Below are 12,096 nucleotides of genomic sequence, written 5' to 3' on the forward strand. Positions count from 1 at the left end.
ACCGATCATTTTTGGCTATTCGCTGGTCAGCTTGCTGCAAGCCTCAGCAGGCGCGGGCATAGTCTGAACAGATAACGAGCAGCGCCGCGTTTTTCCGAACTGAACGCGGTGAAGCTCCATTAACGAGCCGCGCAAATACTCCGCCGCTGCATTTATAGCGTGGGGGACAGCAATGGCTCACGAACTTCTTCGTAAGTCTCAAATTTCGATGGCGCCGGACGCGACACGTCCGAGCCGCCTCAGGACGCGGCGCCTACTGAGCGCAATGCCGAAGCGACTGAAGCGGGATGACGATGAGGTGATGCAGCGGCTCGAACGCGCCGAAGCCACCAACAGACAGCTCCGTGAAGCCATCGACATGCTGCCGCAAGGCGTTGTGGTTCTCGACAGCGACGGCCGATACGTTCTGTGGAATCAGCAATATGCGGACATCTACAAAAAGAGCGCGGACCTGTTTGAAATCGGCGTTCGTCTCGAAGACACGCTGAGGATCGGCGTCGCGCGGGGCGATTATCCGGAAGCACGGGGCCGCGAAGAGCAGTGGATCGCCGAACGCGTCCGGCGGCTCTATCAGCCGAAAGATCGGCATGAACAATGGATCTCGGACGGACGCTGCATTCTCATCGACGAACGCCTGACGACCGATGGCGGCGTCGTCGGTCTGCGCGTCGATATCAGCGAACTCAAGGAACGGGAAGCATCGTTCCGGATGCTTTTTGAAGCCAATCCCGTGCCGATGTTCGTCGCGCGCCGGGAAGACAAAGTCATTCTCAGCGCCAACAGAGCCGCGCTACGACACTATGGGTTTGCGTTGGAGGATCTCCACACCAAAACTCTGTTCGACCTTCATCATCCCGACGATCATCAGAATCTGGACAGCCTTTACGACGGCAGGGCCGAGCAGTTTGCAGGCCAAACCTGGCGTCATCTCAAAGCCGACAAGACGTCGATCGACGTTGCCATCTATTCAAGCTCGATCACGCAAGGGCAGACGCCTGCGATCCTGTTCGCAGCAATCGACATTACAGAGCGTAAAGCGGCGGAAGCGAAGGTTGCTTATCTTGCGCACCATGATGCGCTGACGGGCCTCGCCAATCGCGTATTCCTGCGCAAGCGCCTCAACGACATGCTGATGTCGAGGAAGCGCTCGGGCACCGGCGTTGCCGTGCTTTGCATCGACTTGGACAATTTCAAAATCATCAACGACTCGATGGGGCATGCCGCCGGTGACTCGCTGCTGCAGCAGTTGAGCGAACGCATTCAAGGCACGCTGCGCAAAGACGACATGGCTGCGCGATTGGGCGGCGATGAGTTTGCCGTCGTTCTCGCCAACGCAAACCATGCCGTCGAGGTCAGCTCAGTTGCACAGCGGATCATCGATGTTCTGCGCGAGCCGTTCAGAGTTGACGATCACACGATCAACGTGACGGCGAGCGTCGGTATCGCGCTCTGCCCGAGCGATGGCGAGGAGGCCGAGGTCCTATTGAAGAATGCCGATCTTGCGCTTTATCAGGCGAAGGAAGACGGCAAAGGTTGCTACCGCTATTTCGAAGCCGAGATGAACGTTCGCGTTCAGGCGCGGCGCAAGATCGAAGCCGATCTGCATCAAGCCTTCCTCAACGGCGGCCTCGAAATTCACTATCAGCCGCTCGTTTCTCTAAGCTCGCGCGAGGTGTCCGGATTCGAGGCGCTGCTGCGCTGGCCACACCCCGAACGCGGCTATATCCCGCCGTCGGAATTCATTCCGATTGCAGAAGAATGCGGGCTTATCGGCTCCATCACCGATTTCGTGCTGCAGCGTGCCTGCCACGATGCGGCCCGGTGGCCGAAGAAGGCACGGCTCGCCGTGAACATGTCGCCCCAGCGCTTCCGTATCGGGAACGTCTTCAATGCTGTGTCGGATGCGCTGCGCTCATCGGGTCTCGAACCGGGGCGGCTGGAACTCGAAATCACCGAGGCGCTGCTGCTTGAGAACTCCGAAAGCGTGCTGACGATCCTGCATGCCATCAGAGGTCTCGGCGTCCGCATCTCAATGGACGACTTCGGCACCGGCTATTCGTCGCTCAGCTATCTGCGGATGTTCCCGTTCGACAAAATCAAGATCGACGGATCGTTCGTTCGCGGCATCGGGTTCGGCAATGAATCGCAGGCGATCATTCGCGCCATCATGGGCCTGGGTTCAAGCCTCGGCATGACGATCACGGCCGAAGGCATCGAAACTGAATCCGAGCAGGAATTCCTCCGCGCCGTCGGATGCGACGAAGGCCAGGGCTTCCTCTACAGCAAGGCGCGGCCGGTGACGGAAGTGCCCGAGATCCTGGACACGCTCAACCAGCAAAGCCAGTTCCGCCTGGTATAGGTGGCTGGCGCTTCAGTTGTCGGCGAGGCCGTGCGCGATGATTTTTTTCATCACGCTCGGCAGCGCTTGGCCGTGAAGATCGCGGCGATGGACCCAGCGGCAGCGCTCCGGCTCAGCCCAGAGCGTGAAGCCGGCGTCGACCGACACGAGCGCGCGATAGACGACGAGTTCCAGACGAAAGTGGGTGAAGACGTGCACGACTGTGCCCGGCACCGGCATCCATGACGCCGATACGGGCGCCGAGCGCATCGCTTGCATCTTGGTCGGCAGCGCGTCTCCCCATGCGGTGGAGGGCACTTCGAGCATGCCTCCGAGCAAGCCCGCCTCGGGACGCTGGCGCAGCAGCACCGCGCCGTCTTCCCGCTGCACAAGAAACGCGATGCCGTAGCGTGAGGGGCGCGCCGTTTTCGCGGCTTTCAGCGGCAGCAGCTCGGCGAGGTTCTGAGCGCTTGCGGCGCAATCCTGCTGCACCGGGCAGACGAGGCACGAAGGTTTTTTCGGCGTGCAGATTTCAGCACCCAAATCCATCATCGCCTGGGCGAAGTCTCCCGCCCGGCGCTGCGGCGTAAGCGTTGCAGCGAGCCTGCGGATCTCGGGCTTGGCGGCGGGCAACGGCTGTCTTACGGCGAACAGGCGCGACACCACCCGCTCGACGTTGCCGTCAACGGGCGTCGCTTTTTCGCCGAACGCGATCGCCGATATGGCCGCGGCGGTATAGGGGCCAATGCCGGGGAGCTTCAGAAGCTCGATCTCAGCGCGGGGAAACGCGCCGTCGTAATCGCGCACCACCACGTCGGCGCAGGCTTTCAAGTTGCGAGCGCGCGAATAGTAGCCGAGGCCCGCCCATTGCTGCAGGACCTCTTCAAGCGGGGCAGCCGCAAGTGCGGTGACGGTCGGCCAGCGGGCGACGAATTTCTGGAAGTACGGGACGACCGCCTTCACCGTCGTCTGCTGCAGCATGATTTCCGACAGCCAGACGCGATAAGGGTCGGCGGCCTTGCGGGGGCCGTAGCGCCACGGAAGATCGCGCCTCTCGGCCGCGTACCAGTCGAGGAGAGCCTTGACCGTCAACGGACCGGCGGGCCGCAGCGGAAGCTGCTGCTGCTTTCGTCGCTCAGCGATATTTTCCTGGACCGCGCCCATGCGCTTGGCGTCTCCGGTTGCGCGGGAAGCTCGAATCGCATCGACAATGGTATCTGTCCTATACGTCACCACAAGACCGCCAGGCGGGGGAAACGCCGTTGTCAGACTATGAACCCACAGCCCAGATGAAGGCGCTGCCTGCGGACATGCGCCCGGCCAAAGGCGTGTTCGCAAAAGCGGTGGGCGCGTTCGTGCCCAAGGTAACATCGGCCGTATTCCAGAAATTCGGCTTCCACAGCGCCGAGATCATGTCGTCGTGGGAGACGATCGTCGGCAAGGACCTTGCCCGGCTGACACGACCGGACTCGATCAAATGGCCGCGGGGCGGCAAAGCGCCGGTGGATGCCGACGACGAGGGCCGCAGCTCAGGCGCGACGCTGATTGTCGCGACCGACCCGGCGTTTGCACTGGATGTTTCCTACCGGCATGGGGAAATCATCGACCGGATCAATCGGTATTTCGGTTATCGCGCCATTGCCCAGATCAAGATCCGGCAGGTCCCGCGGATGGAAGAGCCGATTGCGGCCAAGGACTTAATCGCTCAAAGCGCGCCGAGAGAACCCGTGCTCCCGGCGTCGGGGGATTTCGACACGGCGCTGCAGACGCTCCGCAGAAGTGTCGCGGCGGCAAGCGCACGCTGAGACGGCCAGTTTCCCATAGTGTTGATCGCTCCGTTCGGTTGCTATTCACTCGGGATTGGGCTTATTCGGGCGCCGGAACGGTTTCTGGCGGACGTTCTTTTACCGCCATTCTGTTGCGAGATGCATTCCCAGAGGAGTTGGGACCTTGAACACGTTCAAAAAAATCATTCCGGGCCTGCTCGCTTTGGCGGCCGTCATCGGCGTTGCGTTTACGAGCGCCGAGCCGAGCTTCGCGCAGCGCAAAGACGGCCCGGCAGAAGTCCCGGTCGCCGAACTGATGAAGGCCCCGGACGGGCTCGACGAATTGTCGCTTGGCTCGGCGGATGCCAAGGTCACGGTCGTCGAATACGCGTCGATGACGTGCCCGCACTGCGCGCACTTCACCAACGAAGTCTTCGAGCCTTTCAAGAAGAAATACATCGACACCGGCAAGGTCCGGTACATCTTCCGCGATTTCCCGCTCGATAATCTCGCCGCCGCTGTTTCGATGCTGGCGCGCTGTGCAGGCAAAGACAAAGCCCTGCCGCTGATCCAGACGTTCTATGAAAAACAGTCGGATTGGGCGTTCACCGGCGGCAGCCCGGTGCCTAAGCTGTTCGACATTGCCAAGCAGGCCGGCTTCACGCAGGAGAGCTTCGATAAGTGTCTGACAGATCAGAAACTTCTCGATGCGATCACGGCCGAGCGGTCGCGCGCCAGCGAGACGTTTGGCGTCAATGCCACACCGACCTTCTTTATCAACGGCAAAAAGCTGCAGGAAGCGCCAACGATGGAAGCATTTGATAAGGTGCTCGAACCGCTGCTGGCGGGGAAGTAACCGGGAAATCAAATGTCTCTCGCTCGACCGCTCAAACTTGCTGTCGCCTTGCTGTTGACCGGCTGGCTCGCAGGGTGCGGTTCGACACTGCCGTCGCTGTCACCGGCGACGGCAAGCATCTCGTCCGATAGCAGCGGCCTCGGTGCTTATCCGTCGACAAGCTCGGATACGCCGGATGACGGTATGCCGACGCCGTTCGGCGATCCGACAGCCACGGCTTCGACCACCGGACGGCAGGTCATCCAGAACCCGACGATTGCCGACATCATGGCGCCGAGCCCGCTGCCCGAGATGAGCTGGGGGCGGCAGGATGCGCCGGTCACGATCGTGCAATACGCCTCGCTGACGTGTCCGCACTGCCGGAACTTCCATTTGACGGTCTATCCGGAGCTCAAGCGGCGGTTCATCGATACGGGCCGGGTCCGGTATATCCTGCGGGAATTCCCGATCGGCAAAAGCTCCGGCAACGCCACCATCGCCCTGCGCTGCGCTCCGCCCGACAAGTATCTGGAACTTTACGGGAAATTTCTTGAGCAGCAGCCGTCCTGGGTAAGCCTGGAGGTGCGGCTCGATGCCATCTACGCGGTCGCCAAACAGGTGGGGATGACTCGCCCGCAGTTTGACGCTTGTCTGCAGAATCAAGACATGATCGCCAAGTTGAAGTGGGTTAAGGATCGTGGGCGCAAGCTCGGCATCATCGGAACGCCGAACTTTTTCATCGGCACCAAGCTCATTAAGAAAGAGCTGACGATTGCCGAAATCGCCGATTACGTCGAACAGGCGACCCGGCCGCAGAATACGCCGACGGCCTCGGCAAGTCCCTAACGGGCACGTCGCGACGGTCTTGAGCCACGGCAACACCGGCATCGAGGACTGACGCGACCGACATGAAAATCACCCGGCTCAGGCTTCTCGGCTTCAAGTCCTTCGTGGACGCGACCGAGCTCGTGATCGAGCCGGGGCTGACGGGTGTCGTCGGTCCCAACGGTTGCGGCAAGTCGAACCTTCTCGAAGCGCTTCGTTGGGTGATGGGCGAAAGCTCGCATAAGTCGATGCGTGCCGCCGCTATGGACGACGTCATTTTTTCCGGCAGCGGCGGACGGCCGGAACGGCAAAGCGCCGAAGTTACGATGTTCCTCGACAACAGCGCGCGGAAGGCTCCGTCCGAGTTCAACGGCAGCGACGTCATCGAAATTACGCGGCGCATCGAACGCGATGCGGGCTCGGCCTATCGCATCAACGGACGCGAAGTGCGGGCGCGCGACGTCAAAGTGCTGTTCGAAGATGCGGCGACTGGATCGCGCTCGCCGGCGCTCGTCCGGCAGGGGCAGATCGGCGAACTCGTCAATGCCAAGCCCGAACAGCGGCGGCGCATTCTGGAAGATGCGGCGGGCATCGCGGGTCTACACACGCGTCGCCATGAGGCGGAGCTGAAGCTCAGGGCAGCCGAAGCCAACATCGAGCGGGTCAGCGACGTTGCAGGGCAACTGCAATCGCAGACGGAATCATTGAAGCGGCAGGCGCGGCAGGCGCGTCGCTATAAAGAGCTTTCAACCGAGATCAGGCAGCAGGAAGCTCTCACGCTGCATCTCACGTGGCAGGATGCGCAGCACAGCGTCGAAGCAGAAGAGGCGCAACTCGCCGATGCCATGATGCGGCTCGGCGCTGCGACGGAAGCCGAGGCGAAGGCGCTCAACGATGAGCTTCGTTTCGGCGAAGCATTGCCGCCGCTGCGCGAAGCGGAAGCCGTAAAGGGCGCGGCGCTGGCGCGGTTCAAAATCGAGCAGGAAAATCTCGAACGCGAAGCGGCGAGGGCCGCAGAGCGGGCCCGCGAACTCGAAGCCCGGGCGAAACAGCTCGACACGGATTTAACGCGTGAAACAGGCTTCATTCACGAAGCCAAGGAGACGCTCGTCCATCTCGAAGCCGATCTGAAAGCGATCCAGGACGCCGACGGCAAGGCGATCGATGAAGAGACGGCAGAGAAAGCCCGCTTCGAAGGAGCCGAAGCCCGGCAGACCGCAGCAGATGCACATTTCGCCGACATCACGCATCGTGCGGCGGAAGCGCGTGCCAAACTCAGAAGCCTCGAAGCGGCGCTTGGCGAGCGCAAGGACGTCGTCGCCAAAATCACGCGGCAGATCACGGCATTCGACGCGCAGATCGCCGATCTCACCGCCAAGGCACCGGACGGCGAAAAAGTTGCGGATATGGCGCAGCGCGGGCAGGCCTTGGCGCAAGAGATCAGCAAGATCGAGGCCGATGCGCTCACCGCCGAGGAGACCGTCAAGACTTCACAGGTCGAAGCGAAAGCGCGTCGCGACGAAGCGCAGCGCGTGCGTCTGGCGGCCAATGCTTTTTCAACGGAACGCGAGACGATTGCCAAGCTGCTCGCGCGCGGTGACGAAGACGCTTATCCGCCAGCCGTCGATTTCATTCGCGTATCGCCCGGATACGAAGCCGCGCTCGGTGCGGCGCTCGGTGACGATCTCGAAGCGCCAATCAATCCGGAAGCGGCGGTGCATTGGCGCCGTCTTGATCTGCCGGCGGAAGACCATGCGCTTCCTGCTGACGCAGAACCGCTCGATATGCACGTCGAAGCACCGCTGGAATTGACGCGGCGGCTGCGGCAGATCGGTGTCGTCAAGCGCGAGGACGGTGCGCGGCTGCAGCCGCATCTGAAGCCCGGCCAGCGGCTCGTCTCACCGGAGGGCGATCTGTGGCGGTGGGATGGGTTTGTTGCGGCGTCGGACGGCGTGACGCCTGCCGCCCAGCGCCTCGCGCACAAGAACCGGCTGGCGGAACTCGACCGCAGTGCGCAGGCGGTGCTCAACGAAGCCAAAGACACGATCGAAGCCGAACGCGCGGCGGCGGCAGCCGCGCAGCAGGCTGAAGCGGAAGAGCGGCGGCTGCGTCAGCTTTATCGCGAAAAGCAGAACGAGCTCGCTCAGGTTCGCCAGCAGCTCACGGCGCTGGAAAAACTTCAGCGTGAGAGCGAAACGAAGCTCGCCGCCGTCGTCGCGCAACGAGCGCGCGCAGATGAAGAACTGACCACAGCGCAGGCGCGCCACGTCGAGATCGAAGCCCACATCGTGACGATGAACGAAGGCGAAGATCTCGAACCATTGCTCAAAGCCGCGCAAGCCGAAGCCGAGCAGGCGCGGCGCGACGTTTCAGAGTCCCGCATCCGGCTTGGCAGCCTCGATCGCGACAAGCAAATCCGCGCCGAACGCATCCGGCATTCGAATGCCGAGATCGCGCGCTGGAAGGGGCGGCAGGCGAGCGCCGAAGCCCAGGTCGAAAGCCTCAGCAGCCGCCTGAAAGAGGCTCGCGACGAGATCGCGGCTACGGCGGACCTGCCGGAAAAGATTGCGGCCCAGCGCGAAACGTTGCTTTCGGCCCTGTCGCGCGCAGATCAGGAGCGGCGCGAAGCAGCCGACGCACTGGCGGCGGCAGAGTCTGCCGTCAAGACTGCGACGGACGCTCTCCGGTCGGCGCAATCGGACGTGTCAGGCGCGCGGGAAGCCAAGGCGCGGATCGAGACGCGGCTTGAGAACGCTCGGCACAAACGGCAAGAGGCGGCGCGCCACATTCGCGAGACGTTCGAAGTCGCGCCGGAAGATTGCTTGGCGTTGGCTGCGCTCCCCGAGGCGTCGTCCATTCCGGCGCTCATCGACGTCGAGCGGTCCCTGGCGAAGCTCAAGGCCGACCGCGAGCGGCTCGGCGGCGTCAACCTTCAGGCCGACGAGGATCTGGCCGAAGTTTCGAAACAGCTCGAAACCCTGGTGGCCGAGCGCGAAGACCTCGAACAAGGCATCGCGAAACTCCGCCAGGCGATCCAGCAGCTCAATCGCGAGGCCAAGTCGCGGTTGGATGGCGCCTTCCAGACGGTCAACGGCCATTTCGAACGGCTGTTCACGCATCTTTTCGGTGGCGGCGAAGCGCGCCTCGAAATGATCGAAAGCCCGGAAGATCCGCTGGAGGGCGGGCTTGAGATCATCGCTAAGCCGCCCGGCAAGAAGCCCGCCACACTATCGCTGCTTTCGGGCGGCGAGCAGACGCTGACGGCGCTATCGCTGATCTTTGCAGTCTTCCTGACAAACCCGTCGCCGATCTGCGTGCTCGACGAGGTCGATGCGCCGCTTGATGATGCCAACGTCGATCGCTTCTGCCGCCTGATGGAGCAGATGGCGGCGGAGACCGAGACACGGTTCCTCGCCATCACGCACCATCCGATGACGATGGCGCGCATGAACCGGCTGTTCGGCGTGACGATGGCGGAGAAAGGCGTGTCGCAGCTCGTTTCCGTCGACCTGCAGACCGCGCAGAGCTTCCGCGAAGCCAGCTGACCGCTAAATCCCGAGGGTTCCACGCACTCCGGCACCGGCCGGCCCGGGTCGGTCACGCCCTCGTGCGGGAACCTGTCACAGGGGGAGGCGTTCCGTCTCATCAGGAGAAAGGAGCCTCCCAATGCAACCACAGCTAGATCCCCGGGCGCGACGCTCGTCCATCGAACCGACGGACGCGCGGCAAGCCAGCCCCCGCAAAACGAACTTTCGGGTATTGCTCGCCTCGATGGCCCTGGCGGTCGCTGTGGGCGTGGTGCTTGTCGTCGGCTTCTGGCGTGCGACGCCGCCACGGGTCGATGCATCGTCCGGCGGCAACCCTAGCCAGAACACCCAGCAGGCGGCTCCTCCGTCCGCTACGGCCCAGCCAGGGGCCGGTGGCGCGCCAGAGACCGCCCCGGCAACGACAACCCCACCTGCACAAAATCCGTCCACCCCTTAACCATTGCGCAAAAAGCCCTCAGAATAATGCGCCCTCGTCTGCGCAGGCGACTGTGCCGGACGAGGGCTTTCCCTTGCAGATCAGACTGAAAATAGTTCAGCAAAAGCCTGCGCGGTTTCGCCGTACCCTCATGGTAGAAAGCGTTATGCCCAATTCCTTGACACCCCCAGACCCCCTAACTATGGTCCGCGCCGTCGATCTCCCTGAGCGGCCGGTTTTCCGCAATATCTGGATGGTTTGAGCCATGTCAGCCGATGGCAAGGGTCAAAGTCCGGAACGCGGCGAAATCAGCCCGGAAGACCGTGATGCGTTTCGCAAGCGGTCGGCGGAGCTTGGTCAGAAGCTTGACGCGCTGAAAGCGCAGAAGGCAAAGGCTGAACGATCGGCGGGCGGAGGACCTCAAGATCAATCCGCCTATGGAGCCGCCTTCAAGTTCGCGGCCGAGCTGATCGTCGGCGTCGTTTTCGGCGGCGGCGTTGGCTGGCTTCTGGACAGGCAGTTCGGCACGGCGCCCTGGCTGATGATCGTGATGGTCATAATCGGCTTTGCGGCAGGTCTTTTGAATGTTGTCCGCGCCGCTCAAGAGGCGCAGGCAAAAAACGAACCGCTACAAAAGGCGGCGCCGTCAGTCAAAAATGACGACGACGAATGAGAGAGACTAGGGGGTAGGCCTTGGCCGCTGAAGGCGCCGGACATCATGGTCCGATGGAGCAGTTCGAGATCACGAAGATCGTTGATCTCGATCTTTTCGGTCACGACATCTCGTTCACCAATTCATCGCTGATGATGGTTCTCGCGTTTGCGGTCATCGTCGGCTACCTGCTCTATGCCATGCGCGGCCGTGCGCTCGTTCCGACCCGTCTCCAGTCGACGGCGGAAGTGACGTACGAATACATCGCCGGCATGGTGAAAGAGAACATCGGCGAGGAAGGCATGAAGTTCTTCCCCTGGGTGTTCACGATCTTCATTTTCATCCTGGTTCTCAATATCTTCGGCCTCATCCCAGGCAACTTTGCCGTCACCAGCCACATCATCGTGACGTTCGCGCTGGCTGCCATGGTCTGGCTCGTGGCGACGTTCGTTGGCTTCTGGAAGCATGGCGTTGGCTATCTGAGATTGTTCGCGCCGGCCGGCGTGCCGCTCTGGCTCATGCCGATCATCATTCCGATCGAACTGACGTCTTATCTGATCCGCCCGATCAGCCACTCGGTGCGTCTCTTCGCCAACATCATGGCGGGCCACACCATGCTCGAAGTCTTTGCAGGCTTTGCGGTGCTGCTGCCCTGGTGGGGCAAGATCGCGCCCACCGGCTTCATGGTGGCTTTCACGGGTCTTGAACTGCTCGTTGCATTTCTGCAGGCGTTCATCTTCACGGTTTTGACCTGCATCTACCTGAACGACGCGGTCAACATGCACCATTGAACATTTCAGGGCGAAGGCGGGCCACCCGTCGGCGCCCTGTTTTGCTTGTCAATCTGAAACCTCTAAAACCGAACACAAAGGGAGATACTCCAATGGATCCGCAAGCCGCCAAGTTTATCGGCGCCGGCCTCGCCTGCTTCGCGCTCATCGGCGCCGGCATCGGCATCGGCAACATCTTCGGCAACTACCTCTCGGGCGCGCTGCGCAATCCGTCGGCTGCCGCTTCGCAGTTCACGAACCTGCTGATCGGCTTCGCTCTCGCTGAAGCGACGGGCCTTTTCGGCCTTCTGATCGCGCTCATCATCCTCTACGGTTGAGACTGGGCCGGGACTACTGAACCAAGCCCGATCAACCGGAGGCTATGATGTTTGCCGGCACGACAATGCTGTTCGCGGTCGCCGCTGAGGCGGCCGAGGAAGCCGCCAAGTCCGGTGGCTTGCCGCAGCTCAATCCGCATACCTTCGAGACCCAGCTCTTCTGGCTCGTCGTAACGTTCCTGGCTTTGTTTTTCGTCATGTCGAAGATCGCGCTTCCGCGCGTCGGCGAAGTGATCGAAGAGCGCCGGGACCGGATCAAGCGCGATCTCGATGCTGCTGGACGCCTGAAGGACGAAACCGACAAGGCGCTCGCCGACTACGAAAAGGCGCTCGCCGACGCGCGTGCTAACGCTTCGAGCATCGCCAAGGATACGCGCGAGAAGCTCGCCGCCGAAACGGAGGCCGAGCGTCACCGTGTCGATGAGCAGATCGCAGGAAAGCTGCGCGACGCCGATACACGTATTGCCGCGACAAAGACCAAGGCGTTGTCGGCAATTGGCGATATCGCGACGGACACGACGCGTGCCGTCGTCGAGAAGCTCATCGGCCAGGACGTTCCTGCCGAGGACGTGAAGAAGGTGCTGCGTCCGGTAGCGGGCAGTTGAGGAT

11 protein-coding genes are annotated in these 12,096 nt (G+C 62.0%); 10 read left to right on the forward strand and 1 reads right to left on the reverse strand.

The annotated features are described in order from the left end of the window. Window positions 1-172 precede the first annotated feature (172 nt). Window positions 173-2,359: an EAL domain-containing protein gene (locus HYP802_RS0121260; RefSeq protein ID WP_013949754.1), complete on the forward strand. Its 2,187-nt coding sequence runs from the start codon at window positions 173-175 to the stop codon at window positions 2,357-2,359. 12 nt (window positions 2,360-2,371) lie between these two features. On the opposite strand, the gene mutY is transcribed toward HYP802_RS0121260, so the two are convergent. After that, window positions 2,372-3,502, reverse strand: coding sequence for an A/G-specific adenine glycosylase (gene mutY / locus HYP802_RS0121265; RefSeq protein ID WP_013949755.1), 1,131 nt, complete (start codon window positions 3,500-3,502; stop codon window positions 2,372-2,374). A gap of 98 nt (window positions 3,503-3,600) precedes the next feature. Between mutY and HYP802_RS0121270 the strand changes: the two genes are divergently transcribed. The 9 genes from HYP802_RS0121270 (at window position 3,601) to HYP802_RS0121305 (ending at window position 12,092) form a co-directional block, all read left to right on the forward strand. Continuing rightward, complete coding sequence (locus HYP802_RS0121270) at window positions 3,601-4,143, forward strand: DciA family protein (protein WP_013949756.1); 543 nt, start codon at window positions 3,601-3,603, stop codon at window positions 4,141-4,143. Window positions 4,144-4,288: 145 nt separating this feature from the next. Continuing rightward, window positions 4,289-4,960 (forward strand): DsbA family protein, encoded by a 672-nt coding sequence (locus HYP802_RS0121275; protein ID WP_024276497.1) that lies wholly within the window; start codon window positions 4,289-4,291, stop codon window positions 4,958-4,960. A 12-nt stretch (window positions 4,961-4,972) separates the two neighbouring features. Then, window positions 4,973-5,785 carry a DsbA family protein gene (locus tag HYP802_RS0121280; protein ID WP_013949758.1) on the forward strand — a complete coding sequence of 271 codons (813 nt, stop codon included), beginning with the start codon at window positions 4,973-4,975 and terminating at the stop codon, window positions 5,783-5,785. A gap of 62 nt (window positions 5,786-5,847) precedes the next feature. Next, entirely contained in the window at window positions 5,848-9,309 is a 3,462-nt protein-coding gene (gene smc, locus HYP802_RS0121285; protein WP_013949759.1) for a chromosome segregation protein SMC, read from the forward strand. A 121-nt stretch (window positions 9,310-9,430) separates the two neighbouring features. Beyond that, a complete protein-coding gene (locus tag HYP802_RS23895; RefSeq protein ID WP_013949760.1) occupies window positions 9,431-9,748 on the forward strand; it encodes a hypothetical protein in 318 nt (105 codons plus the stop codon). Between the two features lie 244 nt (window positions 9,749-9,992). Beyond that, window positions 9,993-10,400 carry an AtpZ/AtpI family protein gene (locus tag HYP802_RS0121290; protein WP_013949761.1) on the forward strand — a complete coding sequence of 136 codons (408 nt, stop codon included), beginning with the start codon at window positions 9,993-9,995 and terminating at the stop codon, window positions 10,398-10,400. A gap of 20 nt (window positions 10,401-10,420) precedes the next feature. Next, window positions 10,421-11,170 (forward strand): F0F1 ATP synthase subunit A, encoded by a 750-nt coding sequence (locus tag HYP802_RS0121295; protein ID WP_013949762.1) that lies wholly within the window; start codon window positions 10,421-10,423, stop codon window positions 11,168-11,170. A gap of 92 nt (window positions 11,171-11,262) precedes the next feature. Next, window positions 11,263-11,487 carry a F0F1 ATP synthase subunit C gene (locus tag HYP802_RS0121300; RefSeq protein ID WP_013949763.1) on the forward strand — a complete coding sequence of 75 codons (225 nt, stop codon included), beginning with the start codon at window positions 11,263-11,265 and terminating at the stop codon, window positions 11,485-11,487. Window positions 11,488-11,531: 44 nt separating this feature from the next. Further along, a complete protein-coding gene (locus HYP802_RS0121305; RefSeq protein ID WP_245261520.1) occupies window positions 11,532-12,092 on the forward strand; it encodes a F0F1 ATP synthase subunit B' in 561 nt (186 codons plus the stop codon). The last annotated feature ends 4 nt before the right edge of the window (window positions 12,093-12,096 follow it).

The sequence above is a fragment of the Hyphomicrobium sp. 802 genome, from assembly GCF_000526135.1.
Lineage (GTDB): Bacteria > Pseudomonadota > Alphaproteobacteria > Rhizobiales > Hyphomicrobiaceae > Hyphomicrobium_B.

What these genes read in the sequence shown, in the direction of transcription:
- HYP802_RS0121305 (WP_245261520.1), top strand. Translation starts at nt 11,532, where the DNA reads ATGATGTTTGCCGGCACGACAATGCTGTTCGCGGTCGCCGCTGAGGCG.
- smc (WP_013949759.1), top strand. Translation starts at nt 5,848, where the DNA reads ATGAAAATCACCCGGCTCAGGCTTCTCGGCTTCAAGTCCTTCGTGGAC.
- mutY (WP_013949755.1), bottom strand. Translation starts at nt 3,502, where the DNA reads ATGGGCGCGGTCCAGGAAAATATCGCTGAGCGACGAAAGCAGCAGCAG.
- HYP802_RS23895 (WP_013949760.1), top strand. Translation starts at nt 9,431, where the DNA reads ATGCAACCACAGCTAGATCCCCGGGCGCGACGCTCGTCCATCGAACCG.
- HYP802_RS0121290 (WP_013949761.1), top strand. Translation starts at nt 9,993, where the DNA reads ATGTCAGCCGATGGCAAGGGTCAAAGTCCGGAACGCGGCGAAATCAGC.
- HYP802_RS0121280 (WP_013949758.1), top strand. Translation starts at nt 4,973, where the DNA reads ATGTCTCTCGCTCGACCGCTCAAACTTGCTGTCGCCTTGCTGTTGACC.
- HYP802_RS0121300 (WP_013949763.1), top strand. Translation starts at nt 11,263, where the DNA reads ATGGATCCGCAAGCCGCCAAGTTTATCGGCGCCGGCCTCGCCTGCTTC.
- HYP802_RS0121260 (WP_013949754.1), top strand. Translation starts at nt 173, where the DNA reads ATGGCTCACGAACTTCTTCGTAAGTCTCAAATTTCGATGGCGCCGGAC.